Here is a 26,908-nt window from a genome sequence, read left to right on the forward strand (position 1 = left end):
TCGGCAAATTCGGAGCACTCAACTCCGCCCGATTCGACCGCATTCCGAACAAGGAAATCCCACGCAGCTCACCCAGGCTGTTACCGGGCGTAATGCGGAATCGTAAAGTCCGTGTGGCGATTTCACGCGCGCACAAGACATGAGGGTGCCCGCCGGTGTACAGACCGGCGGGCACCCTCGTACGGACCGTTGCTGCGGAAGGGCTCAGGCAAGCGCCCCCGGCGTACCGGCGGCCTCCTCGGCCGCGGGCTTGGGCGCCGGCGGCATGGGCGGCCTGGGCGCGGTCTTCGGCAGCCACCGCAGGGACACCGCGGTGGCCAGCAGGGCCACTCCCGCGGCCACCAGCATGGTGACCTCCATGCCCGAGAGATAGCTGTCGACGGCCTTGTGGAGCAGCGCGGGGGCCCGGTCACCGAGCCGCGCGGAGTTCACCGCCCGCAGGGTGTCGCCGATCGACCCGGCCGCCTCGTGCCGCGCGGACGGCGGGAGCACCTTCACGGCGTCCTGCATGTCCGAGCGGTACACCACCCCGAGGATGCTGCCGATGATCGCGACCCCGAGGGCGCCCGCGACCTGGCGGATCGTCTGTGACACCGCCTGCCCGGCGCCCGCCTTGACCGGCGGCACCACGGACATCAGCGAGGCGGTCGCGGGCGCCATGATGGAGCCCCAGCCCAGACCGAAGATCAGCTGCGCGACCACCAGCAGCCAGGTCGGGGTGTCCGCGGTGAACTGGCTGGAGATCACGAAGGAGACCGCCATCACGGCCGACCCGGTGGCCACCACGGCCCGCGGGCCGAACCGCATCACCAGCTTGGGGCAGCGGGCCGACACCACCAGCGAGCCGATGCCCATGGGAAGCATCAGGAAACCGGCCTTCATCGGCGAGAAGCCCAGCACCGCCTGGTAGTAGAACTGGGTGATGAAGATCGCGCCGATCAGGGCGAAGAAGCAGAGCGCGATGGCGCCCGAACCGGCCGAGAACCGCGCGTTGCGCAGCAGGCCGACGTCCAGCGAAGGCGCCGCCATCCGCGACTCGATCACCACGAGCAGCGCGACCAGCAGCACGCCCCCGACGAGCGCTCCGAGCGTGTCACCGCTGAGCCAGTCGTTGTCCTCGCCGCCGGTGACGATGCCGTAGACCAGCAGGCCCACCGCGACGATGGACAGCACCACGCCCAGGGGGTCGAACTTGGCGGGGGCCGGGTTCTTGGACTCGGGGACCAGCCAGGCCATGAGGATCAGGCCGACGACCACCAGCGGGGCGTTGATGAGGAAGATCGAGCCCCACCAGAAGTGGTCGAGCAGCACACCACCGAGCACCGGGCCCACCGCGAAGGCCACACCGGCCGCCGAGGCCCAGGCCGCGATCGCCTTCGGGCGCTCCATGGGCGGGAAGACGTTCATGAGGATGGCGAGTGTGACGGTCGGGATGACCGCGGCCCCCACACCCATGACACTGCGCCACAGGATGAGCTGGCCGATGCTTCCGGCGTACGCGCCCAGCACCGAACTGGCGCCGAACACCGCGAGCCCGGTGATCAGGGTCTTCTTCCGCCCGAAGCGGTCCGCGCAGACGCCACCGGTGAAGAGGAAGGCCGCGAAGGTGATCAGGTACGAGTCGAGCGACCACTGAAGGTCGGCGTTGGAGGCGTCGAGGCTCTGCTGGATCGGGTTGAGCGCCACATTGATGATCGTCAGGTCCATGACCACGATCAGTACGGTGATGGCGAGCAGGGCCAGAATCGCCCGGCGGCGCCCGCTGCTCACTTCGGGGTTCATGCCAGTCCTTCGTTGGATGGTGACTGATGTCTGAGGGGTGCGGCCCGGCCTTCACGCCCGACCGGCGGGAGCAGGGCCCCGAGCGGCAGACAGCCCGGCCAGATCGATCGGAAGTCGGCCTGGTCGGGCTGCTGGACGGGGAAGGGTCACTCGGCCCACGGAAGCGGGATCTTGTCCTCGCTGCCCGGCATCATGGCCTTGCCGCCGACGACCATGGCGACCAGCGCCTCCGCGGGGCCGCCCACCGCCTTGAGCTGCCGCTTCGCGCCCGCCGGCACGATGACGGCCTGCCCGGCCTTGGCCTGCTCGACGGTGCCGTTCACCTCGACCTCGAACGCGCCCGACAGCGGCATCCACACCTGCTCGCGGTCGATGATGTGCAGAGGCGTGGACGCGTCCGCGGGGAGGTCCACGCGCCAGGTGCTGATCTCGGCGCTGCCCTGGCTGGGACCGGCCAGGCCGAACATCGAGGCGGCGGGCGTCTTGGTCGTCCGCTGCTCGCTCTCGCTGACCACGTACATGGTGCCTCCTGTGTATAAAGCTTCTTTACTCGCACCGAGTAAAGCGGCTTTATACAGGTGTGTCAAGATGAAACGATGGAGACCAACGACCCCCTCGAACACTCCGAGCTGACCTTCCTGCTCGGGATGTCCTTCCAGCTGGTCCTCTCCGAGTTCGTGAGCCGTCTCGACGCCGCCGGCTACGCGGACCTGCGCCCCATGCACGGCCTGGTCTTCCAGGTGCTCCACGGCTCCGGCGCGACCAGCAGCGAGCTGGCCGAGGAACTCGGGGTCACCAAGCAGGCCGCCGGGCAGATCATCGACGACCTGGAGAAACGGGGCTATGTCGAGCGCCGCCCGCACCCCGCGGGCGGCCGTCGCAAGCTCGTCGTCCTCACCGCCGAGGCCCTGGAGCACCTGACGGTGGCCGGGCGGATCCTCTACGAGCTGGAGGCGCAGCTGACCAAGCAGCTGCACGAGGTCGGACTCCAGGTCCCGCGCGCCGAACTCGCGGCCGTCATCCGCACCCTGACGGGCGACTCGATCCCCCCGCTGCGCCCCGTGTGGTGAGACGGCCGACGGCGCACCACCGGCAACAGCGCACCCCGCGCGGCCGATCCGCTGCGAACGAAGCCGTCGGCCGACCGCCGCCCGACACCGGCGGACCCCGCCCGTGAGATAGGTCACGAGCCGATGGCGCCCGCCCCGCGGAAATGCTGTGCGATGCCTCACAAGCTTTCGGGCACAACGAAAAACGGGCCCCTCCCGGACTTTCGTCCGAGGAGAGACCCGTTTCTCACGGTGTGCGCGAGGGGGGAGTTGAACCCCCACGCCCTTTCGGGCACTGGAACCTGAATCCAGCGCGTCTGCCTATTCCGCCACCCGCGCATTGGGTGTGTCTTCCGGTCCCGCCCCTTTCGGCGCGGCGCCTTCCGACATCCAGAACATTAGCACGGTGGAGAGGGTGGGTTCACATCCCTTTCCCCCGGGGACCCCGGGGGACGGGGGATCCGCCCGGGCACCCCTCCGACCAGCGGCAAGGTGCCCGCACCCGCACCGCCCGGCCCCGGACCCCGGCCGCCCGCGCACCGGCTCGCGCCGCGGCCGCCGCGCCCCGCCCGGCGACGGCACGCCGCACCGTAAGAACGTCCCACCACCCCCGCGCCGCCCCGTCCGTCCCGCGCACGCACCCCCGCCTGCCCCCGCGTCCCCCGGGCCCCCGTAGCGTCTCGACACGAATCGGTTCACGTATCAACCTCGTACCGGTCCCGCTCATCTCTCCAGGAGGGGGCGGCGTCCACAGCCGGGTGCGGGACACTGGTCTGCGGCCGCCTCTACGATCCATGCCAGGAGTGCGAGCGCGGAGTCCGAGCAGGAGGAGTTCGAAGAGGTCGTCCGGAGGGAACTCCGCAGGCGTCGACACCGGTCGACAGGAGCCGACAGGGGGAACCAGCCGATTTTCCGGCGCGTGGATACGATCAGTAAGCAGTACCAGGTAAGCAGTACCCAGGACGGCAACGACCAAGGAGGTGCCCCATGGGAGTCCTGAAGAAGTTCGAGCAGCGTCTCGAAGGTCTGGTCAACGGCACCTTCGCCAAGGTCTTCAAGTCCGAGGTCCAGCCCGTGGAGATCGCCGGCGCGCTCCAGCGCGAGTGCGACAACAACGCGACCATCTGGAACCGCGACCGGACCGTGGTCCCCAACGACTTCATCGTGGAGCTGAGCACGCCGGACTACGAGCGCCTCAGCCCCTACTCGGGCCAGCTCGGCGACGAGCTGGCCGGCATGGTGGGCGACTACGCCAAGCAGCAGCGCTACACCTTCATGGGACCCGTCAAGGTCCACCTGGAGAAGGCCGACGACCTCGACACCGGTCTGTACCGGGTGCGCAGCCGCACCCTGGCCTCCTCCAGCAGCCAGCAGGCCCCCGCCGCCCCCTCCGGGCGGCAGGCCCCCGGCGGCTACGGCTACCCGCCGTCCGCCGCACCGGCGGGACCCCCGCCCATGCCGAGCGCCCCGCCCTCCGGCGGACGCCCCGGCGGCGGCTACGGATACCCGCAGCCCGCGGACCAGCGCCCCGGTGCCGCCCCGGCATCCGGCGGACGCACCCGCCACTGGATCGAGATCAACGGCACCCGCCACCAGATCTCCCGTCCGACGCTGGTGCTGGGACGCAGCACCGAGGCGGACGTGCGGATCGACGACCCCGGCGTCTCCCGCCGGCACTGCGAGATCCGGACCGGAACGCCCTCGACGATCCAGGATCTCGGGTCCACCAACGGCATCGTGGTGGACGGGCAGCACACCACCCGCGCTACGCTCCGCGACGGCTCGCGGATCGTCGTGGGCAGCACCACCATCATTTACCGGCAAGCCGAAGGGTGAAGCGGGGGCAATGTCAGAGCTGACCCTCACGGTCATGCGGCTGGGTTTCCTGGCCGTACTGTGGCTGTTCGTGATCGTGGCCGTGCAGGTCATCCGCAGCGACCTGTTCGGTACGCGCGTCACCCAGCGCGGCTCGCGCCGGGACGCCGGCCGACAGCAGCAGGCCGCCCGTCCCGCGGGGCCGCCGCAGCAGCGCCAGCAGCCGCAGCGGCAGCAGTCCGGCGGCGGCCGCCAGCGCCGCGGCGCCCCCACCAAGCTGGTCGTCTCCGAGGGCTCCCTGACCGGGACCACGGTGGCGCTCCAGGGCCAGACCATCACCCTGGGCCGCGCCCACGACAGCACCATCGTGCTGGACGACGACTACGCCTCCAGCCGCCACGCCCGGATCTACCCCGACCGGGACGGCCAGTGGATCGTCGAGGACCTCGGGTCCACCAACGGCACCTACCTGGACCGGACCCGGCTGACGACTCCCACACCGATCCCGCTGGGCGCGCCGATCCGCATCGGCAAAACCGTCATCGAGCTGCGGAAGTAGTGCTACATCATGAGTGAGCGCGAGCGGAGCGAGCACGCAGCGGCGGTCCCCACCAGGGGCCCCGGCGCGCTCCCGACCGGAGGGTGGGCACCGTGCGGATGTATCCGGAGCCGACGGGCGAGGTGCGCATGAGTCTGTCACTGCGCTTCGCCGCCGGATCGCACAAAGGCATGATCCGCGAGGGCAACGAGGACTCCGGTTACGCCGGTCCACGCCTGCTCGCGATCGCCGACGGGATGGGCGGCCAGGCCGCCGGCGAGGTCGCCTCCTCCGAGGTGATCTCCACCATCGTCGCGCTCGACGACGACGTCCCCGGCTCCGACATCCTCACCTCGCTCGGCACCGCCGTGCAGCGCGCCAACGACCAGCTGCGGGCCATGGTCGACGAGGACCCCCAGCTGGAGGGCATGGGGACCACCCTCACCGCCCTGCTGTGGACCGGCCAGCGGCTCGGTCTGGTGCACGTCGGCGACTCCCGCGCGTATCTGCTGCGGGACGGCCTCCTCACCCAGATCACCCAGGACCACACCTGGGTGCAGCGCCTCGTCGACGAGGGCCGCATCACCGAGGAGGAGGCCACCACCCATCCGCAGCGCTCGCTGCTGATGCGGGCCCTCGGCAGCGCCGACCACGTCGAGCCCGACCTCTCCGTCCGCGAGGTGCGCGCCGGTGACCGCTATCTGATCTGCTCCGACGGGCTGTCCGGAGTGGTCTCCCACCAGACGATGGAGGAGACCCTCGCCAGCTACCAGGGCCCGCAGGAGACCGTGCAGGAGCTGATCCAGCTCGCGCTGCGCGGGGGCGGCCCCGACAACATCACGGTCATCGTGGCCGATGTGCTCGACCTGGACACCGGCGACACCCTCGCCGTGCAGCTGTCCGACACCCCGGTCGTGGTGGGCGCGGTCGCCGAGAACCAGCTCCATCTGCACGACAACGGCATCATGCAGACGCCCGCGGGCCGCGCCTCCGGCCTCGGCCGGCAGGTGCCCGGGCAGGGCGGCGGCGAGTTCGGCACGCCCGGCGACGGCGACACCACCGGCTATGTGCCCGCGGGCAGCTTCGGCGACTACACCGACGAGGACTTCGTCAAGCCGCGCCGGGGCCGCCGCTGGCTGAAGAGATCCTTCTACACCCTGCTGGTGCTCGGCGTGATCGGCGGCGGCTGCTACGGCGCCTACCAGTGGACGCAGACGCAGTACTACGTCGGCGCCAACGAGGAGCACGTCGCGCTCTACCGCGGCCTCAGCCAGGACCTCGCCTGGGTGTCGCTGTCGAAGGTGGAGAAGGACCACCCCGAGATCGAACTCAAGTACCTGCCGCCGTACCAGCAGAAGCAGATCCGGGCGACCATCGCCGAGGGCGGCCTCACGGCGGCCCAGTCGAAGATCTCCGAGCTGTCCGTGCAGGCGTCGGCCTGCCGCAAGGAGACCGAGCGCCAGAAGAGCGAGAGCCAGGCCGGCGCGAAGCCCGGCGGGACCGTCGGCGGAACCGGCAAGTCCGGTCCCACGTCCAAGGGCTCACCGGCTCCGAAGGCGTCGGCGAGCAAGTCCCCAACCGCACCCACACCCACACCCGGCCCCACCCTCTCGGAGGAAGAGCAGAAGGTCGTCTCACTGTGCGGTAAGCAGTAAGCAAGCCGTGAGGGGCCCTGTCACACCATGAGCAGCAGTACGAACACGACGACGCATCACACGTCCACGATCGGCGCGATCGGCGCGCCGAGCCGACGCAACACCGAACTGGCGCTGCTGGTCTTCGCCGTTGTCATCCCGGTGTTCGCGTACGCCAATGTGGGCCTCGCCATCAACAACAAGGTGCCGCCCGGCCTGCTGAGCTACGGCGTCGGCCTCGGTCTGCTGGCCGGAGTGGGCCATCTCGTCGTACGGAAGTTCGCCCCGTACGCGGATCCGCTGCTGCTGCCGCTGGCGACGCTGCTGAACGGCCTCGGCCTGGTGGTGATCTGGCGGCTGGACCAGTCGAAGCTGCTCCAGTCCATCAAGCAGGCGGGCAACGCGGCTCCCCGCCAGCTGATGTACACCGCGCTGGGCATCGCCCTCTTCGTCGTCGTGCTGGTCTTCCTCAAGGACCACCGGGTGCTCCAGCGCTACACCTACATCTCCATGGTGGGCGCGCTGGTGCTGCTGCTCCTGCCGCTGATCCCCGGTCTCGGCGCCAACATCTACGGCGCGAAGATCTGGATCCACGTCGGCAGCTTCAGCATCCAGCCCGGTGAGTTCGCGAAGATCGTGCTGGCGGTCTTCTTCGCCGGTTACCTGATGGTGAAGCGGGACGCGCTCGCCCTGGCCAGCCGCCGCTTCATGGGGCTGTACCTGCCGCGCGGCCGGGACCTCGGCCCGATCCTCGTGGTGTGGGGGATGTCGATCCTGATCCTGGTCTTCGAGACCGACCTCGGCACCTCGCTGCTGTTCTTCGGAATGTTCGTCATCATGCTGTACGTCGCCACCGAGCGGACCAGCTGGATCGTCTTCGGTCTGCTGATGTCCGCGGCCGGCGCGGTCGGTGTGGCGTCCTTCGAGCCGCATGTGCAGCAGCGTGTCCAGGCCTGGCTGGACCCGATGAAGGAGTACACGCTCAGCCGGCAGGGCGTCGTCGGCCACTCCGAGCAGGCCATGCAGGCGCTGTGGGCGTTCGGCTCCGGCGGCACCCTCGGCACGGGCCTCGGCCAGGGCCACTCCGACCTCATCCGGTTCGCGGCCAACTCCGACTTCATCCTCGCCACCTTCGGCGAGGAGCTGGGCCTGGCCGGGATCATGGCGCTGCTGCTGATCTACGGCCTGATCGTGGAGCGCGGTGTGCGCACCGCCCTCGCCGCCCGCGACCCGTTCGGCAAGCTGCTGGCGGTGGGTCTGTCCGGCGCCTTCGGGCTCCAGGTGTTCGTGGTCGCCGGTGGTGTGATGGGCCTCATCCCGCTGACCGGTATGACGATGCCCTTCCTGGCGTACGGCGGTTCCTCCGTCATCGCGAACTGGGCGCTGATCGGCATCCTGCTGCGCATCAGCGACACCGCGCGCCGCCCGGCCCCGTCCCCCGCCCCGAACCCCGACGCCGAGATGACCCAGGTGGTCCGCCCGTGAACAAGCCCCTGCGCCGGATCGCGATCTTCTGTGGGCTCCTCGTCCTCGCGCTGCTCGCCCGCGACAACTGGCTCCAGTACCTCCAGGCCGACAAGCTGCGTACGGACCCGAACAACCGCCGGGTCCTGATCGCGCGGTACTCCAAGCCCCGCGGCGACATCATCGTCGACGGCAATCCGATCACCGGGTCGAAGAAGACGCCCACCGACAGCCTCAACGACTTCGCGTACAAGCGCACGTACAAGGACGGCGCGATGTGGTCGCCGGTCACCGGCTACGCGTCCCAGGCGTTCGGCGCCACGCAGCTGGAGTCCATCGAGGACGGCATCCTCACCGGCGACGACGACCGGCTCTTCTTCCGCAACACGCTGAACATGCTGACCGGCAAGCAGCAGCAGGGCGGCAATGTCGTCACCACGCTGAACGCGGCCGCGCAGAAGGCCGCCTACGAGGGTCTGAAGCGGGTCGGCGGCAAGGGCGCGGCCGTGGCGCTCGACCCGCAGACGGGCGCGATCCTGTCGCTGGCCTCCTACCCGTCGTACGACCCGTCGTCCTTCGCGGGCAACAGCACGTCCGTCGACTCCAAGGCGTGGACCAAGCTCCAGAAGAACAACGACCCGAGCGACCCGATGCTGAACCGGGCGCTGCGCGAGACCTACCCGCCTGGCTCCACCTTCAAGGTGGTCACCGCGGCCGCCGCGCTGGAGAACGGGCTGTACAGCAGCGCGGACCAGAAGACCAACTCCCCGCTGCCCTACATCCTCCCGGACACCAGGACCGAGCTGAAGAACGAGGGGAACATCCCCTGCAAGGACGCGCCCATGCGGGTCGCGCTCCAGTTCTCCTGCAACACGGTCTTCGGCAAGATCGGCGCCGACCTCGGCAAGGACAAGATGCTGGACGAGGCGGAGAAGTTCGGCTTCGACTCCGAGCAGTTCACGCCGGTGCGGTCCAACGCCTCCACCTTCCCCAAGAAGATGGACAGGCCGCAGACGGCGCTCAGCTCGATCGGCCAGTTCGAGACCGCCGCGACGCCGCTCCAGATGGCGATGGTCGCCTCGGCCGTCGCCAACGACGGCAAGCTGATGAAGCCGTACATGGTGGACAAGCTCCAGACGCCCGGCCTGGATGTGCTCTCGCAGACCCAGCCGGAGGAGCTGAGCCGCCCGCTGTCCGAGAAGAACGCCCAGATCCTCCAGTCGATGATGGGGACGGTCGTCACGGACGGTACGGGTAAGAACGCGCAGATCAGCGGCGTTACGGTGGGCGGCAAGACCGGTACCGCCCAGCACGGTCTGAACAACAGCGAGAAGCCGTACGCGTGGTTCATCTCGTTCGCCAAGCTCCCGGACGGCAGCTCGCCGGTCGCCGTGGCCGTGGTGGTCGAGGACGACAACGCCAACCGTGACGACATCTCCGGCGGCGGCCTGGCCGCCCCGATCGCCAAGAAGGTCATGGAGGCGGTCATCAACAGCAAGAAGTGACCCCCGTCACGTCCCCTTCCCATCGGTGCACGTTGCGATACCGGTCCTGTATCGGGTGGCGGATGTGGCCAGGTCACACAAAACGAGCCGGGTACCGTATGCCCGGACAGCACACCGCCGGACCATACGCGGGTGTGGTCAGGACCGACGGAGAGGGCTGGTAGGAGCTATGGAAGAGCCGCGTCGCCTCGGCGGCCGGTACGAACTGGGCCATGTGCTCGGCCGTGGCGGCATGGCGGAGGTCTACCTCGCGCATGACACGCGCCTCGGTCGCACCGTGGCGGTGAAGACGCTGCGCGCCGACCTGGCGCGTGACCCTTCCTTCCAGGCCCGGTTCCGCCGGGAGGCCCAGTCGGCCGCCTCGCTCAACCACCCCGCGATCGTCGCGGTGTACGACACGGGTGAGGACTACATCGACGGGGTCTCGATCCCGTACATCGTGATGGAGTACGTCGACGGCTCCACGCTCCGTGAGCTTCTTCACAGCGGCCGCAAGCTGCTGCCGGAGCGGGCCATGGAGATGACCATCGGCATCCTCCAGGGCCTGGAGTACGCCCACCGCAACGGCATCGTCCACCGCGACATCAAGCCGGCGAACGTCATGCTGACGCGCAACGGCCAGGTCAAGGTAATGGACTTCGGTATCGCCCGGGCCATGGGCGACTCCGGTATGACGATGACGCAGACGGCCGCGGTCATCGGCACGGCCCAGTACCTCTCGCCGGAGCAGGCGAAGGGCGAGCAGGTCGACGCACGTTCCGACCTCTATTCGACCGGTTGTCTGCTGTACGAGCTGCTGACGGTCCGGCCGCCGTTCGTCGGGGACTCGCCGGTCGCGGTGGCCTACCAGCATGTGCGCGAGGAGCCCCAGCCGCCGAGCGTCTTCGACCCCGAGATCACGCCCGAGATGGACGCGATCGTGCTGCGGGCGCTGGTCAAGGACCCGGACTACCGGTACCAGAGCGCCGACGAGATGCGCCAGGACATCGAGGCGTGCCTCGACGGCCAGCCGGTCGCGGCGACGGCCGCGCTGGGCTCCGTCGGCTACGGCGGCTACCACGACGGCCAGGCCACGACGGCGCTGCGCGCCGAACCGGGCGGCGGCGCCACCACGATGCTGCCCCCGATGGGCCCGGACGAGGGCGGCTTCGGCTACGACGACCGCCCGGACCGGCGCCGTCAGCGGAAGTCCAGCACCTCGACGGTCCTGCTGGTCGTCGCGGCTGTGCTGGTGCTGGTCGGCGCCGTCCTCATCGGCAAGTGGATGTTCAGCGGCGGCGGCGTGGGCAACGGCTCCGTGGACGTGCCCAACTTCGTGGGGCAGTCCAGGGTGGCCTCGCGGCAACTGGCCGAGAACACCGATCTGAAACTGTCGTTCACCGGCAAGACCTGCGACGACCAGGCCAAGGGCAATGTCTGCTCCCAGGACCCGGCCCCGAAGAGCCAGGTCAAGAAGGGCACCACGATCAACCTGGTGGTGTCCACGGGCGCCCCGAAGGTGACGGTGCCCGACGTCCGGGGTGTGCAGTTCGACAAGGCCAAGTCCCAGCTGGAGGACAAGGGCTTCAAGGTCGAGCAGAAGACGGAGGAGTCCGACCAGACTCCTGGTGTCGTCACCGCGCAGAACCCGGACGGCGGGGTGGACAAGGAAAAGGGCTCCACGATCACCCTCACGGTCGCCACGGCCCCGGCGACGACGACCGTGCCGGATGTGACGAACCAGAGCTGTGACGCCGCCAAGCAGCAGATGCAGGCCAACAACCTGAACGCCAACTGCGTCGAGGTGGACGTCAGCGACCCGAACCAGGCGGGCAAGGTCGTCCAGACCTCGCCGGCCGCCAACAGCACGGTCAAGAAGGGCTCCACGGTCACCCTCCAGGTCGGCAAGGCGCAGCCCCAGCAGGTCCCGGTCCCGAACATCCAGGGCCAGAAGCTGGGCAACGTCAAGCAGGCCCTCCAGCAGGCGGGCCTCCAGGTCGGCAACATCGTGGGCGCCCAGGACGACAACGCCACCGTGGTGGGCTCGAACCCGCCGCAGGGCACCCAGGTCCAGCGGGGCTCCTCGGTGGACCTGATCACCGCCGACCAGGGCAACGGTGGCGGCGGGAACGGCGGCGGAGGCATCTTCGGCGGTCCGTTCGGCGGCGGCGGAAGGAACTGACCCCCGCGCACGACGACCGGGCCCCGGCACCCTGGAGAGGGTGCCGGGGCCCTGGCGTATCCGGTCGGGTCCGCCCCCCGGTGGGGGCTGCGGCTAGCGCAGCTCGGGCGGCGGGGTGCGGTCGCCGTCGACCTTCTCCACCCGCTCCAACTCGCCCCAGACGATGTAGCGGTACTCGGAGGTGAAGACCGGGGTGCAGGTCGTCAGCGTGATGTAGTGGCCCGGCTTGGTCACGCCCGCCTGCTTGGGGACCGCGGAGAGGACCGTCACGTTGTACTTGGAGGTCTCCGGGAGGATCGCGAAGACCTTGTAGACGTACCAGTCGTCCTTCGTCTCGAAGACGACCGGGTCGCCCTTCCGCACCTTGTCGATGTTGTGGAACTTCGCCCCGTGGCCGTCGCGGTGCGCGGCCAGCGCGAAGTTGCCGGTGCCGCCCTTCATGGGCAGGGCGGCCTTGACGGGGTCGACGTAGTAGCCGGCCACCCCGTCGTTGAGGACGTCGGTCGAGGTGCCCTTCTCGACCAGCACCTCGCCGTTGTGCATGGACGGCACATGCAGGAAGCCGATGCCGTCCTTGGTGTCCAGCGCGCCCGGTCCACTGTCCTTCTCGGCCGCCCAGTGGTCGCGCACCCGGTTGCCCTCCCGGTCCGCCTTGCGGTCGGCGAGGACATTGGTCCACCACAGGGAATAGACGACGAACAGCCCGAGGACCAGGCCCGCGGTGATCAGCAGTTCCCCGAGGACACTCACCGCGAACGCGATCCGGCCGGACCCGCGGCGCCCCGGTGCCGCGGGGGAGCCGGGACCGGGCGGCGGCACATCGGTCTGCTCGTCCTGGTCGGTCGTCACTCCCACTGCCCCTGCCCCGTCTGTTCCTGTGCCCGTGCGTCCGCGGGCCGTACGAAATGAGCGGTCCGCGCACCGGGCGGACCTGTGGCACGCAGCGTGCCTACGAGATGAGCGCGTCCGGCTTGCCCTTGCTGCGCGGCCGTTCCTCGACCATCTTGCCCCAGACGATCAGCCGGTATTTGCTGGTGAATTCCGGGGTGCAGGTGGTGAGGGTGATGTACCGGCCCGGCTCGGTGAAGCCCGAGCCCCTGGGTATGGGGTCGAGGACACTGGTGTTGGCGGGCGAGGTCACCGGGAGGGTGGAGGTCATCCGGTAGACGTAGTAGTCGTCCTGGGTCTCCACCACGATCGCATCGCCCGGCTGGAGGCGGTTGATGTAGCGGAACGGTTCGCCGTGCGTGTTCCGGTGCGCGGCGAGCCCGAAGTTGCCGGTCCTGGCGTCCGGCATGGCCGTCTTGAGGCTGCCCTCGCCGTAGTGGCCGACCATGCCCTTGTCGAGGACGCCGGTCTTGCTGGTGCCTTCCGCGATCGGTGCGACCACGTCCAGTTTGGGGATGTGCAGGATGGCGAAGCCCTGTCCCGGTGCGAACACGCCCGGGGCCCGCTTGCCGCTGGCCCAGTCCTGCTGGAGGTGCTGGGCGGCGCTGCCCGCCTCCTGGTGCGCCCGGATGTTGGACCACCACAGCTGGTAGGTGACGAACAGCAGCATCACCACTCCGGCGGTGATGAACAGCTCGCCCACCAGGCGGCTCATGACGACCCCGACGCCCGGCCTGCGGGCCCGTGCGGCCCGCCGGGCCTCCACTCGGGACAGGGGAGCCGCCGAGGCCGTCCCAGGGGCGCTCCCGGCCGCCGGGGGGCGGCCGCCGTGCCGCCCGTGCTTCGCGGCCGCCCTGCGCCGCGCCGCACGGCCGCCGTCCGCGGCCGGGGTCCCGGCGGCGGAAGCACCCGCCCGGCGGGCCTCCTCGGCGTCCACGGCGCGCAGCGCGACCGTCTCGCTGTCCGTGCCCTGGCCCTGCCACGCACCGCCGCCCCCGTACGGCCGGGGTACGTACGGGGATCCGTGGTCCGCGGCGCCCCGGGGGGCGCCGGTGTCGCGCCCGGGGCGCAGCGTGGTCACGCCGTGGCCCTGCCCACCACCGGGGCGAGCCCCGCCGACCTCGCCACGGCCTCGCGGTCGCCGCACTCCGACAGCCAGTTGGCCATCATCCGGTGGCCGTGCTCCGTGAGCACCGACTCGGGGTGGAACTGCACGCCCTCGACCGGGAGTTCGCGGTGCCTGAGGCCCATGATGATGCCGTCGTGGGTGCGCGCCGTGACCTCCAGCTCGGCCGACACCGTCGCGGGCTCGGCGGCCAGGGAGTGGTAGCGGGTCGCGGTGAAGGGGGTGGGGAGTCCGGCGAAGACGCCCTGGCCCCGGTGCTCGACCAGGGAGGTCTTGCCGTGCAGGAGTTCCGGTGCCCGGTCGACGACACCGCCGTAGGCCACCTGCATCGACTGCATGCCCAGGCAGACGCCGAAGACGGGTACCCCGGTGGCGGCGCAGTGCCGCACCATGTCGATGCAGACCCCGGCCTCCTCGGGGGTGCCGGGGCCGGGGGACAGCAGCACGCCGTCGAAGCCGTCCTGGGCGTGGGCCGTGGACACCTCGTCGTTGCGCAGCACCTCGCACTCGGCGCCGAGCTGGTAGAGGTACTGGACCAGGTTGAAGACGAAGCTGTCGTAGTTGTCGACGACGAGAATGCGCGCGCTCACTGGTTGTCCACCGTCACATCGTTGAAGGGCAGCAGCGGTTCGGCCCAGGGGAAGACGTACTGGAAGAGGACGTAGACCACGGCCAGGACCAGGAGCGCCGAGACCAGCGCCCTCACCCAAGCGTTCCCCGGCAGATGCCGCCAGATCCAGCCGTACATGCCGTCCCTTCCCTCTCACCACGGCACCAGACTCCCGCCGCACGCCACCAGACTAACGGCGCAGGGCCGCCGGTTTCCCTGTGTCCACAGGCTGTGTGGCATCGAGGTGCGCCCAGACGATCAGCCGGTGACTGTGCCCCCATTCCGGATCGCACGTGGTCAGCGTCAGATAGCGTCCGGGACGCGTGTACCCCGACGTACGTGGCACAGGGTCGATTACTTCAACGTCGGTGGGCACGGTTTTGTAAGGGCCTTTGTCGATCCGATACGTGAACCAGGTGGTTCCGTCGGTGAGGACCACCGCGTCCCCGGGGCGCAGCCGGGGGACGTCCCGGAAGGGGTCGCCATAGGTGCGCCGGTGTCCCGCGACGGCGAAGTTGCCCTCCTGGCCGAGCTGGGCGGTGCCCGGGTAGTGGCCGAGCCCCTTCTCCAGGGTGCCCGTGGCGGTGCCCTCCAGCACGGGCTTGTTCCACGTGAAACCGAACCGCGGGATGTACATGACGGCGAACGGTTCACCGGGGGTGTACGGCGCGGGCGGCCGGGGGCCCGCGGAACCGGCGGGCGCCGCCGCGGCCCGCGACCACTGCCGGTGCAGCCGGGCGACACCGTCCTGCATCGCGCCGTCCGCGCGCACCCCGGTCCAGAAGAGGAGATAGGCCACGAAGAGCACCACGAGGGCCCCGGCGGTCACACAGATCTCGCTGACGGTCCTGACGATCGCTCGCACCGGCACAGGTCCCCCAGCGGCAGCCGTTCCCGGTCCCCTACTCCACGGGCTTCGCGTAGTGCAGGTCCACTGTGCCCGAGTAGCCGGGGAGAGTCACCGTTCCGTCCTCGGTGACCTTCCAGCCGAGGCCGTAGACATTGACGTACACCATGTAGTTCTGGATCGCGGGCGAGGCGGCGAGCGCCTTCTGGAGCCGGTCCGGGTCGCCCACGGCGGTGATCTTGTACGGGGGCGAGTAGACGCGGCCCTGGAGGATCAGGGTGTTGCCGACGCAGCGCACGGCGCTGGTGGAGATCAGCCGCTGGTCCATGACCTTGATCCCGCGGGCGCCGCCCTGCCACAGGGCGTTCACCACGGCTTGCAGATCCTGCTGGTGGATGACCAGATAGTCGGGCTGGGGCTCGGGGTAGCCGGGGAGCTTGGCGGTGGCGCCGGGCGGGGCGTCATTGAGCGTGACCGTGACGGCACTGCCCGCGAGCTTCTGGGTGCCCGTGTCCTTCTCCAGGGCCGCGAGCCGGGCCTCCTCGGCCTTGCTGCTGCCGCCGCCGGTGCGCTTGGCGAGTCCCTCGACATCGTCGCGGAGCAGGGCGTTGGACTCGTCGAGACGGGCGTTCTTGCGACTGCGGTCGTGGATCAGGTCGGAGAGCTTCAGCAGGGAGGAGTCCGTGCGGATGTCGGTGCCCTTGGCCGTGTTGAAGCTGGTGAAGAAGAGGAGCCCGGCGAGGGCGAAGACGCCCACGGTGAGGACACGCACGGGCCGCAGCCGGCGCGGAGGGCGGGATGCGGTCCCCGTCCCGGGGGAACCGGGACCCGCCTGGGGGGAGTCGGCCGGATTGCTCAACGTACCCTTATCTCCTTCGGCGCCGCGGAAGCACTACGCTAACGGACGCCCGGGGGAGCGCTCAGTGTCCCCTTGTACGCTGCCCCGGAGCCCGCCCCGTTCCCTTGCGCGGCCACGCAGCGCATCGACAGGAGAGACCCTCGTGCCGAAGTCACGTATCCGCAAGAAGGCCGACTACACGCCGCCGCCCGCCAAGCAGGCCACCAGTCTCAAGCTGGACAGCCGGGGCTGGGTCGCGCCGGTCATGCTGGCGATGTTCCTCATCGGTCTCGCGTGGATCGTCGTCTTCTACGTGACCGACGGCTCGCTGCCCGTGCACGCACTGCGCAACTGGAACATCGTCGTGGGCTTCGGCTTCATCGCGGCGGGGTTCGGCGTCTCCACGCAGTGGAAGTAGCGGTCCCGGCAGGCTCCGCGACCGGCGCCGCCAGGGGTTCCCGAGGCTAGTTATCCACAGCCTTGTCCACAGAGACCCCGACCGGTGGAAAAAGAACGAAGATCTGTGGATAACCCATCGGGCGTTGACGCCGGTATGAAGGAATCATCGGTCTCCGTAAGCATGTTCGCCCCCTGTTCCACCTGCGGAAACTCCGACCGGTGACAGGGGGCACGCATGTTCCCCACCGGAAGCGCACGATCCACCGGGGACTGTGGACAACGCTGGGTACAACCTCGGGCTACGGCCCGTGGGGATCCGCTGCTCAGGTGAGCTGCGCGGTCCTCGTCAGTGTCATCACGACCACCGCGGCCAGCACCAGGGCGCAGACCCCGTACTGGACGAGATTCCGCCGCTCGCGGGGGGCGTGGACCATGGCGTAGCCGACCACGACGCCGCCGACCAGTCCCCCGATGTGAGCCTGCCAGGCGATCCCGGCCCACCAGAAGGTGATGATCAGGTTGACCACCAGCAGACCGATCACCGGGCGCATGTCGTACCTGAGCCGGCGCATCAGCACGGCGGTGGCTCCGAACAGGCCGAAGATCGCGCCGGAGGCACCGAGCGAGGGCTGCACCGGGGCGGCGAGCAGATAGGTGAGGGCGCTTCCGGCCAGCCCGGCGGAGAAGTAGAGCGCGAGGTAGCGGGCACGGCCGAGGGCCGCCTCCAGCGGGGCGCCGATCCACCACAGGCTGAGCATGTTGAACATGATGTGGACGACGTTGGCGTGCAGGAACATCGCCGTCAGCAGCCGGTACCACTGCCCCTCCGCGACGCCCTGGAGCGGCCCGTCGAAGGAGAACACCGCCCGCCCCACGAGCTCGAAGCGGTTGGTGAAGGCGTCGCCCAGCGCCTGCTGGAGCAGGAAAAGGACCAGATTGATCCCGATGAGGATCTTGGTGACCAGCCGGGGGTCGGCGGCGACGGTGCCGCCCGCGAGCGTGCGGGGGCGGGACGCGGCCGGGGAATGGCCCGTACCGGAGCCGCTGCGGACGCACTCGGGGCACTGGAAGCCGACCGAGGCGCTGACCATGCACTCCGGACAGATCGGCCGCTCACAGCGGGTACAGCGGATGGCCGTCTCCCGGTCCGCGTGCCGGTAGCAGCCCGGCAGCTCCCGGGCTCCGTGCGGCCCCTGCTCCTGGCTGCCTGGCGCCTGCTCCATGGTCCCCTCACTCTCCGTACGACGGGCCGGCCCCGCCCTTCCTTGGACGGACGGGCGGGGCGCTTTGTTCCCTCGTGCGGTTCCCCGAAGGGGTCAGCCCTCGCGGGACTCGACGACGACCGACTCGATGACGACGTCCTTGACCGGACGGTCCGTGCGGGGGTTGGTCTGGGTGGTCGCGATGGCGTCCACCACCTTCTGGCTGGCCTGGTCGACGACCTCGCCGAAGATGGTGTGCTTGCGGGTCAGCCAGGCCGTCGGGGAGACCGTGATGAAGAACTGCGAGCCGTTGGTGCCCGGACCGGCGTTGGCCATGGCCAGCAGGTACGGCTTGTCGAAGCCCAGCTCCGGGTGGAACTCGTCCTCGAACTGGTAGCCGGGGCCACCGGTGCCGTTGCCCAGCGGGTCACCGCCCTGGATCATGAATCCGCTGATCACCCGGTGGAAGACCGTGCCGTCGTAGAGCTTCTCCGTGGACTTCTGGCCCGTGGCGGGGTTCGTCCACTCGCGCTCGCCCTGGGCGAGCTCGACGAAGTTGCGGACCGTCTTCGGCGCGTGGTGCGGCAGAAGCCGGACCTGGATGTCGCCGTGGTTGGTCTTCAGGGTGGCGTACAGCTGCTCAGCCACGATGTGCCTTCCGTTGTCCTCTGTGACTCCCCGATCCTCGCACGGTACGCGCCCCGAGTCGTCCGGCCACCGCTCACGGGCCCATGTCCGGGGGTGTCCCCGGACGCGGCGGGGCGGCGGGCGGGCAGAAAACCAGCCGGGTCGCCCCGTCACGGGGGCGCGGCACGGCGATCCGTGGCATTGTCGTCGACAAGTCCTGTTGCGTAGACAAGGCCCTGTTGCACCGTGTTGCTCTGTGTTGCTCCGTGTTTTCACCACTCGTCCGGAACAGGCGCCGAGGCGCCCCGGGCCCCTCGCGGGCCGCATGACCCGGATGCCCGCCCTCGCATGCCCGGGAGTAACCCGAGAGGCATGATCCGTAAAAGGCGGGAAAGTCGAATTACCGTACGCCACCGAGGAGGAGGAACCCCGTGACCCGCATCGACAGCGTGCGCGCCGCGACCGGTTCGGCGAAGGACAGCGTGCTGCACGCCGCGGAAGTGGTGGCGCCCTACGCCGACACGGCCAAGGACAAGGCAGCCCACTACGCGCACGAGGCGCGTGTGCGCCTCGCGCCCCGGATGTCACAGGCCGCCGACCAGGCTCGCGTCCAGTACGGCGCCCATCTCGCCCCGCGACTGGAGCAGGCCCGCACCCATGTGCCGCCCCGGGTGGACCAGGCCGCACAGGACGCCGCCGCCTACACCCGCAAGGCAGCCCGCCAGGCGGCCGACTACTCCCTGCCGAAGATCGGGCACGCGGTCGCCGTCGCCGGACCGGCCAGGGAGGAGGCGGCCTCCCGCGGGGCCGCGGCGCTGGCCGCACTGCGCGGCCAGGTCTCGCCGGAGCAGATCCAGAAGCTGGTGCGCCGACAGCAGCGGCGGGCCAAGGCAGGCCGCGTCGTCAGGGGCATGGCGCTGCTGGGCCTGGCGGCCGGTGGTGCCTTCGCCGCCTGGAAGTGGTGGGACAAGCAGGCGAACCCCGACTGGCTGGTGGAGCCGCCCGCCGCGACCGATGTCGCCCAGAACGACCGCCTGACCGCGGTGGACGGCAGGGACCAACTGGACCCCGAGGTCAGGGCGAAGCAGGACGACGAGGAGTCCACGGAGGACGACGACCGCTGAACCGTCCGGCCCGGGCCGGACAGCAACCCCCGCGTGGGGCAGGAGACTTGCACGGCTCCTGCCCCACCGCGCTGTCCACAGCGAAAAAAAGCCACTCGACGGCCGCCGCCGAACCCCTGCGCCTTCCCCCTGTGATGACGTTTGCAACGCGTCATCTGTGCACATTCCGTGGAGACTTCGTCGGCGGGCGGCCCTCCGCCGCATGCGTGCCCGCGGGCACACCGGCCGGTACAAGATGTCGCAAATCATCCCGCATCACCCCGCACCACCCTGCGGGGCCGTCGGCCGCCCGCACGGGACCCGGCCGCGCCGGGATCATCGGCGAATGTTTGCGCAAAGGATTGCAATGGCTGCAAACACACCTGTGTGACGCGGCTCACCCCATACAAAAACCGGCCAGTCACCCGTACAGGGTGGCCGACCGGTTCAGGATGTGGAGCCTAGGGGAGTCGAACCCCTGACATCTGCCATGCAAAGACAGCGCTCTACCAACTGAGCTAAGGCCCCGAGAAGCCGCGTCCGTCCGATGTAGGGACACATCGCCGGGCGCTGCGCACCAGCGTACCGGGTCAGCGCCCGTATCTCACAAAAAGAGGGGGGTCCCGGTGGACAACCACTCTCCGTAAGATGCTCGTCGTGGTTCGCTACAGCGAACCGCGGTACTTGGGGAAGCGATGGGGAGACGCAATGGACGCCGCACAGCAGGAAGCCACCGCAAGAGCGCGGGAGCTTCAGCGGAACTGGTACGGAGAGCCGTTGGGGGCGCTCTTCCGTAGGCTCATCGACGATCTCGGCCTCAACCAGGCTCGTCTCGCCGGCGTACTGGGGCTGTCCGCCCCGATGCTGTCGCAGCTGATGAGCGGTCAGCGGGCCAAGATCGGCAATCCCGCGGTGGTCCAGCGGGTGCAGCTGCTTCAGGACCTGTCGGCGCAGGTCGCGGACGGCAGCGCGAGTGCGGCCGAGGCTGCCGAGCGGATGGACGAGATCAGGAAGTCGCAGGGGGGTTCCGTGCTCAACAACACCACGCAGACGACGAGCAGTTCGGGTGCGCCCACGGTCAAGCGGGTGGTCCGCGAGATCCAGTCGCTGCTGCGCTCGGTCGCGGCGGCCGGGGACATCATCGAGGCGGCGGACACCCTCGCCCCGAGCCACCCGGAGCTGGCAGAGTTCCTCCGGGTGTACGGCGCGGGCCGCACCTCCGACGCGGTCGCCCACTACCAGTCCCACCAGAACTAGCAGCGGCCTCGGCCGCCGGGGGCTCCCGCGCCGGGGGTGCGCGGGAGTCCCCGGTGCCGTCCGGGAGGGGGAGCGACGTACGACCATGGGTGAGGTCTTCGCCGGACGGTACGAACTGGCCGACCCCGTCGGGCGCGGGGGAGTCGGCGCGGTGTGGCGCGCCTGGGACCACCGGCGGCGCCGCTATGTGGCCGCCAAGATCCTCCAGCAGCGGGACGCCCATGCGCTGCTGCGGTTCGTGCGCGAGCAGGCACTGCGCATCGACCACCCCCATGTGCTCGCGCCCGCCAGCTGGGCCGCGGACGACGACAAGGTCCTGTTCACCATGGACCTGGTGGCCGGGGGCTCCCTGGTCCATCTGGTCGGCGACTACGGCCCGCTGCCTCCCGCGTTTGTCTGCACCCTGCTCGACCAGTTGCTCTCCGGGCTCGCGGCCGTGCACGCGGAAGGGGTCGTGCACCGGGACATCAAGCCCGCGAACGTACTGCTGGAGGCCACCGGCACCGCCCGGCCCCGGCTGCGCCTGTCGGACTTCGGCGTGGCCATGCGCCTGGGGGAGCCGCGGCTGACGGAGACCGACCATGTGGTGGGCACGCCCGGCTATCTCGCACCCGAGCAACTGCTCGGCACCGAACCGGACTTCCCGTCCGACCTGTTCGCCGTGGGCCTGGTCGCGCTGTATCTGCTCCAGGGCGCCAAACCGGACACCAGGGCCCTGGTCGAGCACTTCACCTCGCACGGCACCCCCGGAGCACCGCACGGCGTGCCCGGGCCGCTGTGGGAGGTCGTGGCGACGCTGCTGCAACCGGATCCGGCCGCCCGCTTCCGTACGGCCACGGGCGCGCGCAAGGCGCTCGCCTCGGCCCGGGAACTGCTGCCCGAACCCGGCGGCGACGACGAGTCGGTCGAAATCTTCGACCAACTCGGCCCGCTTCCCCCGGGCTTCGGCCCCCAGGGGCCCCTGGGGCCGCCGCCGGGGAGGGGGATGGGGGCGGGGGACGGGCCGTCGGGGACGCAGCACGGGTCGTCGGGGGTGTCGGCTGGTACGTCGGGCGTCTCCTCGGACTTCTCGGGGTCCTTGGGCTCCTCGGGCGCTCATGCCGGTGCGCAGGGCCTTGCCGGTACGCAGGGCTCCCCTGCCGGTGCACACGGTTCCCTCGCCGGTGCGGCGGGCGCCTCTGCCGGTGCGCAGGAATTCCTTGCCGATGCGGCGCCCCCCTGTGCTGGTACGCCGGGTTCCCTTGCCGATGCGGCGGGCCCCTCTGCCGGTACGTCGGGCGCCTCGCCGGGCGTCTCCACCGCGGCTCCGGGCCCCCCTGCCGCTGCTCCGGACATCTCCGCCGCCGCTCCGGAGATCTCCGCCGGTGCACCGAGCGCACCCGTCACACCGGGCGCACCGGGAACCGGTAGCGGGGCGGCGGATGCCGCGTCCGGGGCATCCGGCACCACCGCCGTAGGCAACGGCACAAGTGCCGCCATCCCGCCGCGTCCCACCACCGCCCCCACAGCACCCGGCAGCACACCAGCAGCCGCCTCCCGCACGCCTCTCACGCCTCCCACGCCCCCTGGGTCCCACATCTCCTCCGCGCCTCACACCCCCACCGCGCTCCACACCCCGCCCCCGCCGCTCGCCCCCGGAGGCCCGCACACGCCCGTGCCGTCCCCCACCGGCCCGCGGCCCCCCGTAGCCCCTCCCCCCGGCATATCCCCTCCTCCCGGCACCGGCGGCACCGCTCCGGACGGTGGGCCGCCTCACCCCGCCGGTACACCGCAGGTCCTTCCCCCCGGCATCCCGCCCAGGCCCGCAGGCGATCCGACACCTGCCTCGCGGCCGCTGGCGACGCCGGACACCGGTGGCTTCCCGCTGCCGCCGCCTCCGCCGCCCGGGGAAGTGCTGGGGCGGACACCGTGGGCGGCCGGGCAGCCGCCGACGCAACCGGCGACCGTTCTGGCACCCGCGCCGGTCCCCGCGTACACGGCCCCCGTCCCGCTCCACGAACCCACGTATGTCCCCGTGCCCGGCCCGCGCCCCGCCCCGGGCACCGTCGCCCGGTCGCCGGACGCCCCCACCCGCCCGCAGCGGACCGCACGGCACGGCAGAAGGGCGGCTCCCCGGCGCGCGGGACCGCCCGCGAAGATCGCCGTACCGGTCCTGCTCCTCGCCCTGGTCTGCTACGCGGTGGGCTTCTGGGCCCTGTCCCGGATCTGAACGGCCGCTCACCCCGCCCAGCGGCGGCGGGCCCGCCGCCGGGCGGCCGCGGTCCACACCCCGAGCCACAGCAGCAGCGCGCTCCCGGTGCCGATCCCGCCCGCGGCGAGCATCGCCAGGGCGCGGGTGTCCCCCGCCGTCCCGCCGCCCGCACCGGCCCGGACGAGCGGCGCGGAGCCGTCGAAGCCGCCGCCCCGCGCCGTACCGGCGGCCGCCCCCGCCGAAGCCTCCCGCCGGTCCGCGGCCGTCACCTCGAACACCTCACGCGGCGCGGACCGTCCGGCGTAGACCGGCCCGGAGACCGGTGTCCCGCCGATCCGCACCCGCAGGGTCAGTCCGAACGGGCCGCCGCCGAACCGGTCCGCGACCGGTGCCCCGAGATGCACGGCCAGGTAGTACCAGCCCGCGAACCGCATCCCGCCCGCACGGCTGCCGACCGCCCGGCGGTTGGCGTAGTCGACCGGCGGCAGCGGCTCCAGCGCCGCCGAGGACTGCGCGCCCCCGTACCCGGCACCGGCGTCCTCCACATGGGCCCGGACCGGGTTGTAGAGGGACAGCGCGAGGGCGGTGCCCACATAGCCGTCGCCGCTCCCGGAGCTGCTCATCTCGGCGGTGGCGGAGAGCTGCTGCCCCCAGTCGACGGGGACCTTGTAGAAGAGGGTCTGCCCGGGCCTGATCGCGTCCCGCCAGACGCCCTGCCCCAGGGCGCTCGCCGTGGCGAAGCCCGCGCCGCCCACGCGCGGCGCGGCCTCGCCGAGCACGGGCGCCGGGGACCCCGCGCTCCAGCCACCGGACGGCGCCGTGCTCCCGGCCCGGCGCACGGCGGGTTCGGAGACGTAGTCCAGCTCCAGGTCCCAGCCGGTGGGCAGGACGGCGGTCGGATCACGCCGCTCGACGACCACGTAGTAGGCCCCGGCCCCCTTGCACCCGTAGGTTCCGGGACCGGTCTCGCGGGAGGCCCAGGCGGCGATCGGGTGCGGGCTCTGGGTGGGACCGAAATGCGCGGTGCCCGAGGAACAGGTGGTGCCGTCGGCGTCCTGGAGCGACACCTTGAAGCCGTCGGAGGAGGTGACCCGGGCTCCCGCCCGCGGCACGGCCGTCACCGAGACATAGGCGTCGGCGGTCGCGTCCAGGTCCAGCCGGTAGTAGCGCCTGGCACCCACGGGCAGTGCGCTGCGGTACAGATGACCGGGATCCAGGCGTACGGCGTCGGTCGTGCCCGTCGCACCGTCCACCGCCCTAGCCTCCCGGGCGAACGCGTACGGTGCGGGCGGCGCCGGAAGGGCCCGCGCGGGCAGCGCCGCGGCCGTGCCGTACGCCACCGCCGCGCCCAGGACGACCCCCGCGCACGCCGGGGTACGACCGCGCCACGGGAAGCCGCGCCCCGCTTCCGTACGACGCTCTCCCACGCTCCACCCCCGAAGTAGCCGCCCCGGACCGCCGCCCATCCTGCCCCGGGTGCCACGGCGGCACCGCGATATCACGGACGAGCGGCCGAAACGCTTCCCCCTGAACGGCCGGGACGACGGGAAGACCCGGGAAACACAAAACCCCGACCGCAACGGCGGTCGGGGCTTGCTCTGCTGTCTGCTGTGCGTGCGGACTCACGAACCCGTGGGCACGGAGTCGGTCGCCTCCGTCCACAGATCCTGCTCGGCGCGATCCGCCTGGATCTGGCGGTACACGAGGAGTCCGCCGATGGCGGCCAGTGCGACCAGGAGCAGCTTCTTCACCGCGCGACCTCGTCTTTCCTTGACGTAGGGGACTTCTGGCGCCCGACTATACACACCGATCGATACCGATCGGTGACCTGAGCCGGTGCTCAACTCCGGTCCGGCGCAGCCCAGTACGGCCGACCGTCGCCGATGCGCCAGCGCGCGAACATCGCGTGAGCATCCCTCACGGACTGTGATGTTCGACGCTCTCCCCGCCTTTCCTGACATTTCAGGGTCTCATGCGTCCATCCGAGTGGTGTTCATCCGAAGATCGCCGCGCCACGGGCGTTGGTCCACCACTTCGCGGCCCCCTTACACATCATGAGGAAAGTACGCAAATCGCCCGACCCGAAAGTGAGGGGTCATGGCCCGCAATCAGGTCATGAAACTGTGGACCGCAGTCGTCAGCGCCTTCCTCGCGCTGTTCACCGCGCTGGGATTCATCACCACGAGCACCGCCGCCGCCGAGGTACCCCAGACCCGGCCGGAGCGCAACGCGAGCCCCACCGTGGTGACAGCGCCGCAACCGGCCCAGGAGCTCTGGGCCCGAGAACGGGCCCTGCCCCCCACGATGAAACAACGCATCCGCGCCGAGGCCCACGGTTCCTCCCCGACCTGCCGCAGTCAACGGCCGGCCAGCACCCCGACACTCCGCCTCGCCCGCTGCGCCCTGGAACCCCCGAGCCGCGCCGCCGACCCTCCCGAGACGACAGCGCACCACTGACCCGACCCTCCCCCGGCCGCGGCACCCCTGCGGCCCCACCCGGGCGACCTTGCGTACACCGCCCCCACGGCAAACGGCCCGACACCTGCTCCCAGGTGCCGGGCCGTTGCCATGAAACACCCCTCCGAGGGCACGGTCAGTATTCAGCTGGACCAGGTGCCGTGAGGTCGACCCATATCCACGGCTTGGTGTCCCAGTCACGCACCTCGCCTATGACCAGGTCGACGGTCGCCCCCACTGGTGGCAGCTCCTGCACCAGTCGCTTCACTCCCGGCTCGCTTCCGCGGCGAATCGTGTCCAGTGAGGCGCCCACCGGGTCGTACTCGTCGAGCTGTGCCATGAGGCCCCATGGCTGGTGACCAGTGATCGTTGCCCGGACTGTCTCGCCCTGCCGAAGCTCACTGAGAGGGCGTCTCGGTTCATCTGTCACGGCAGCATTCTCCACCGCTGACACCAAAAGACCCCCGGCCCTAATAGACCGGAGGTCTTCTCGCAAGTGGGGCTAACAGGATTTGAACCTGTGGCCTCATCCTTATCAGGGATGCGCTCTAACCAACTGAGCTATAGCCCCGCCGCGCTCTGCGGTGTGTGTCCCGCGCGCTGACCCCTGAAGATTAGCGCACGACGTGGGAAGTCCCAAAATCGGTTACCGGGCCCCGCTCCGCAGGTGGCGCCGCGCCGGGTGGCGCTTTCCTACTCGTCCTCCGCCAGCGTCAGCTCGACGCCGCCGACGAAGCCCGCGGAGAGGTTGTAGATGAAGGCGCCGAGGGTGGCCAGGGCGGTCGCCAGGATCACGTCGATGACCGCGATGACCGTGGTGAAGAGGAGCACGTTCGACAGCGACAGGAACGACTGGAGGTCGAAACCGTTCGACTCGTTCGAGCCGGTGGCCTCCGAGATGGTCCCGCCGACCGTGGAGAAGACACCCATGGCGTCCATGACCATCCACAGCACCGAGGCCGCCACGATCGTGCAGATGCCGAGCGCGATGGAGAGCAGGAAACTGACCTTCATCACCGACCACGGGTCGGCCTTGGCCACCCTGAGCCGCGCCTTGCGGGTGCGGGGAGTGGTGCTGGCGCCGGTCCGGGGGCGGCGCACCGCGCCCGTGCCCTGCTGCGCCGGGTAGGCCTGCGGCGGGTGGTAGGGCCCCGCGGCCTGCTGGGGGCGTCGTTCCCCCGGCAGCGGGGAGGTACCCGGCTGCGCCTCCGGCGCCTGCCGGTCGCCCGGTGCGGCCGGGCCCGCCCCGGCCGCGTACGGCTGGGCTCCCGGCCCTCGGGTGTCCGTCACAGTTCCCCCCTGGGATCCATGAGACTCATGGGTGTCCTTCGAGTCCGTGGCGGAGCCACGGCCGCCGCCGTCCGTGTCCGTACCGGTCGACCCGGCGCCCGTGGCTCCGCTCACGCTGACTCACT

26 protein-coding genes and 3 tRNA genes are annotated in these 26,908 nt (G+C 70.6%); 12 read left to right on the forward strand and 17 right to left on the reverse strand.

Annotation, left to right across the window (positions count from 1 at the left end):
• Window positions 1–204: 204 nt before the first annotated feature.
• On the reverse strand, window positions 205–1,782 hold the full coding sequence (locus ACIHAA_RS25145; protein WP_399820872.1) for an MFS transporter: 1,578 nt from the start codon (window positions 1,780–1,782) through the stop codon (window positions 205–207).
• A 146-nt stretch (window positions 1,783–1,928) separates the two neighbouring features.
• Window positions 1,929–2,303 carry a cupin domain-containing protein gene (locus tag ACIHAA_RS25150; RefSeq protein ID WP_399820873.1) on the reverse strand — a complete coding sequence of 125 codons (375 nt, stop codon included), beginning with the start codon at window positions 2,301–2,303 and terminating at the stop codon, window positions 1,929–1,931.
• A 75-nt stretch (window positions 2,304–2,378) separates the two neighbouring features.
• Between ACIHAA_RS25150 and ACIHAA_RS25155 the strand changes: the two genes are divergently transcribed.
• Window positions 2,379–2,852: a MarR family winged helix-turn-helix transcriptional regulator gene (locus ACIHAA_RS25155; RefSeq protein ID WP_399820874.1), complete on the forward strand. Its 474-nt coding sequence runs from the start codon at window positions 2,379–2,381 to the stop codon at window positions 2,850–2,852.
• Window positions 2,853–3,086: 234 nt separating this feature from the next.
• On the opposite strand, the gene ACIHAA_RS25160 is transcribed toward ACIHAA_RS25155, so the two are convergent.
• Window positions 3,087–3,170, reverse strand: a tRNA-Leu gene (locus tag ACIHAA_RS25160).
• A 648-nt stretch (window positions 3,171–3,818) separates the two neighbouring features.
• On the opposite strand from ACIHAA_RS25160, the gene ACIHAA_RS25165 reads away from it, so the two are divergent.
• The 6 genes from ACIHAA_RS25165 (at window position 3,819) to pknB (ending at window position 11,948) form a co-directional block, all read left to right on the forward strand.
• On the forward strand, window positions 3,819–4,667 hold the full coding sequence (locus tag ACIHAA_RS25165; protein ID WP_399820876.1) for an FhaA domain-containing protein: 849 nt from the start codon (window positions 3,819–3,821) through the stop codon (window positions 4,665–4,667).
• Window positions 4,668–4,677: 10 nt separating this feature from the next.
• A complete protein-coding gene (locus ACIHAA_RS25170) occupies window positions 4,678–5,205 on the forward strand; it encodes an FHA domain-containing protein (protein WP_399820878.1) in 528 nt (175 codons plus the stop codon).
• Between the two features lie 128 nt (window positions 5,206–5,333).
• Window positions 5,334–6,839, forward strand: coding sequence for a Stp1/IreP family PP2C-type Ser/Thr phosphatase (locus ACIHAA_RS25175; protein ID WP_399820880.1), 1,506 nt, complete (start codon window positions 5,334–5,336; stop codon window positions 6,837–6,839).
• 27 nt (window positions 6,840–6,866) lie between these two features.
• Complete coding sequence (locus ACIHAA_RS25180; RefSeq protein WP_399820882.1) at window positions 6,867–8,303, forward strand: FtsW/RodA/SpoVE family cell cycle protein; 1,437 nt, start codon at window positions 6,867–6,869, stop codon at window positions 8,301–8,303.
• A complete protein-coding gene (locus ACIHAA_RS25185) occupies window positions 8,300–9,787 on the forward strand; it encodes a peptidoglycan D,D-transpeptidase FtsI family protein (RefSeq protein ID WP_399820884.1) in 1,488 nt (495 codons plus the stop codon). The genes ACIHAA_RS25180 and ACIHAA_RS25185 overlap by 4 nt, the downstream gene beginning before the upstream one ends.
• Window positions 9,788–9,956: 169 nt before the next feature.
• Window positions 9,957–11,948, forward strand: coding sequence for a Stk1 family PASTA domain-containing Ser/Thr kinase (pknB, locus tag ACIHAA_RS25190; protein ID WP_399820887.1), 1,992 nt, complete (start codon window positions 9,957–9,959; stop codon window positions 11,946–11,948).
• A 93-nt stretch (window positions 11,949–12,041) separates the two neighbouring features.
• On the opposite strand, the gene ACIHAA_RS25195 is transcribed toward pknB, so the two are convergent.
• The 6 genes from ACIHAA_RS25195 to ACIHAA_RS25220 all read right to left on the reverse strand — a co-directional run bounded on the left by ACIHAA_RS25195 (window position 12,042) and on the right by ACIHAA_RS25220 (window position 16,278).
• On the reverse strand, window positions 12,042–12,803 hold the full coding sequence (locus ACIHAA_RS25195) for a class E sortase (protein WP_399820888.1): 762 nt from the start codon (window positions 12,801–12,803) through the stop codon (window positions 12,042–12,044).
• 94 nt (window positions 12,804–12,897) lie between these two features.
• Window positions 12,898–13,917 carry a class E sortase gene (locus ACIHAA_RS25200; RefSeq protein WP_399820890.1) on the reverse strand — a complete coding sequence of 340 codons (1,020 nt, stop codon included), beginning with the start codon at window positions 13,915–13,917 and terminating at the stop codon, window positions 12,898–12,900.
• Entirely contained in the window at window positions 13,914–14,552 is a 639-nt protein-coding gene (locus ACIHAA_RS25205) for an aminodeoxychorismate/anthranilate synthase component II (RefSeq protein ID WP_399820892.1), read from the reverse strand. Before ACIHAA_RS25205 ends, ACIHAA_RS25200 begins: the two co-directional genes overlap by 4 nt.
• Window positions 14,549–14,710, reverse strand: a complete 162-nt coding sequence (locus tag ACIHAA_RS25210; RefSeq protein ID WP_399820894.1) for a hypothetical protein — start codon at window positions 14,708–14,710, stop codon at window positions 14,549–14,551. The genes ACIHAA_RS25205 and ACIHAA_RS25210 overlap by 4 nt, the downstream gene beginning before the upstream one ends.
• A 52-nt stretch (window positions 14,711–14,762) precedes the next feature.
• Window positions 14,763–15,437 carry a class E sortase gene (locus ACIHAA_RS25215; RefSeq protein WP_399820895.1) on the reverse strand — a complete coding sequence of 225 codons (675 nt, stop codon included), beginning with the start codon at window positions 15,435–15,437 and terminating at the stop codon, window positions 14,763–14,765.
• Between the two features lie 37 nt (window positions 15,438–15,474).
• A complete protein-coding gene (locus tag ACIHAA_RS25220; protein WP_399820898.1) occupies window positions 15,475–16,278 on the reverse strand; it encodes a DUF881 domain-containing protein in 804 nt (267 codons plus the stop codon).
• 142 nt (window positions 16,279–16,420) lie between these two features.
• Here ACIHAA_RS25220 and crgA point away from each other — a divergent pair, with 142 nt between their 5' ends.
• The gene (crgA, locus tag ACIHAA_RS25225) at window positions 16,421–16,675 is read left to right on the forward strand and encodes a cell division protein CrgA (RefSeq protein ID WP_399820899.1); all 255 of its coding nucleotides are present in this window, start codon (window positions 16,421–16,423) and stop codon (window positions 16,673–16,675) included.
• Between the two features lie 304 nt (window positions 16,676–16,979).
• On the opposite strand, the gene ACIHAA_RS25230 is transcribed toward crgA, so the two are convergent.
• Both ACIHAA_RS25230 and ACIHAA_RS25235 read right to left on the reverse strand, forming a co-directional pair.
• Window positions 16,980–17,879, reverse strand: a complete 900-nt coding sequence (locus ACIHAA_RS25230; protein ID WP_399820901.1) for a rhomboid family intramembrane serine protease — start codon at window positions 17,877–17,879, stop codon at window positions 16,980–16,982.
• A 93-nt stretch (window positions 17,880–17,972) separates the two neighbouring features.
• Window positions 17,973–18,506: a peptidylprolyl isomerase gene (locus tag ACIHAA_RS25235; protein ID WP_399820903.1), complete on the reverse strand. Its 534-nt coding sequence runs from the start codon at window positions 18,504–18,506 to the stop codon at window positions 17,973–17,975.
• A gap of 410 nt (window positions 18,507–18,916) precedes the next feature.
• On the opposite strand from ACIHAA_RS25235, the gene ACIHAA_RS25240 reads away from it, so the two are divergent.
• Window positions 18,917–19,609, forward strand: a complete 693-nt coding sequence (locus ACIHAA_RS25240) for a DUF5324 family protein (RefSeq protein ID WP_399820905.1) — start codon at window positions 18,917–18,919, stop codon at window positions 19,607–19,609.
• A 434-nt stretch (window positions 19,610–20,043) separates the two neighbouring features.
• Here ACIHAA_RS25240 and ACIHAA_RS25245 read toward each other — a convergent pair.
• Window positions 20,044–20,116: transfer RNA gene (locus ACIHAA_RS25245), tRNA-Ala, on the reverse strand.
• 180 nt (window positions 20,117–20,296) lie between these two features.
• Between ACIHAA_RS25245 and ACIHAA_RS25250 the strand changes: the two genes are divergently transcribed.
• Entirely contained in the window at window positions 20,297–20,845 is a 549-nt protein-coding gene (locus ACIHAA_RS25250) for a helix-turn-helix domain-containing protein (RefSeq protein ID WP_399820907.1), read from the forward strand.
• A gap of 85 nt (window positions 20,846–20,930) precedes the next feature.
• Window positions 20,931–23,054, forward strand: a complete 2,124-nt coding sequence (locus ACIHAA_RS25255; RefSeq protein ID WP_399820908.1) for a protein kinase — start codon at window positions 20,931–20,933, stop codon at window positions 23,052–23,054.
• A gap of 8 nt (window positions 23,055–23,062) precedes the next feature.
• Here ACIHAA_RS25255 and ACIHAA_RS25260 read toward each other — a convergent pair whose 3' ends face one another.
• Both ACIHAA_RS25260 and ACIHAA_RS25265 read right to left on the reverse strand, forming a co-directional pair.
• A complete protein-coding gene (locus tag ACIHAA_RS25260) occupies window positions 23,063–24,463 on the reverse strand; it encodes a hypothetical protein (protein WP_399820910.1) in 1,401 nt (466 codons plus the stop codon).
• Window positions 24,464–24,658: 195 nt separating this feature from the next.
• Window positions 24,659–24,787, reverse strand: coding sequence for a DLW-39 family protein (locus tag ACIHAA_RS25265; protein ID WP_003999697.1), 129 nt, complete (start codon window positions 24,785–24,787; stop codon window positions 24,659–24,661).
• A 346-nt stretch (window positions 24,788–25,133) separates the two neighbouring features.
• Here ACIHAA_RS25265 and ACIHAA_RS25270 point away from each other — a divergent pair, with 346 nt between their 5' ends.
• Window positions 25,134–25,493, forward strand: coding sequence for a DUF6344 domain-containing protein (locus ACIHAA_RS25270; protein WP_399820912.1), 360 nt, complete (start codon window positions 25,134–25,136; stop codon window positions 25,491–25,493).
• A gap of 136 nt (window positions 25,494–25,629) precedes the next feature.
• Here ACIHAA_RS25270 and ACIHAA_RS25275 read toward each other — a convergent pair whose 3' ends face one another.
• The 3 genes from ACIHAA_RS25275 to ACIHAA_RS25285 all read right to left on the reverse strand — a co-directional run bounded on the left by ACIHAA_RS25275 (window position 25,630) and on the right by ACIHAA_RS25285 (window position 26,897).
• Window positions 25,630–25,833, reverse strand: coding sequence for a hypothetical protein (locus tag ACIHAA_RS25275; RefSeq protein WP_399820913.1), 204 nt, complete (start codon window positions 25,831–25,833; stop codon window positions 25,630–25,632).
• A gap of 157 nt (window positions 25,834–25,990) precedes the next feature.
• Window positions 25,991–26,064, reverse strand: a tRNA-Ile gene (locus tag ACIHAA_RS25280).
• Between the two features lie 122 nt (window positions 26,065–26,186).
• The gene (locus tag ACIHAA_RS25285; protein ID WP_399820915.1) at window positions 26,187–26,897 is read right to left on the reverse strand and encodes a DUF3566 domain-containing protein; all 711 of its coding nucleotides are present in this window, start codon (window positions 26,895–26,897) and stop codon (window positions 26,187–26,189) included.
• Between the last annotated feature and the right edge of the window lie 11 nt (window positions 26,898–26,908).

Origin of the sequence: Streptomyces sp. NPDC052040, from assembly GCF_044548405.1 — a bacterium.
Taxonomy (GTDB): Bacteria; Actinomycetota; Actinomycetes; order Streptomycetales; family Streptomycetaceae; genus Streptomyces.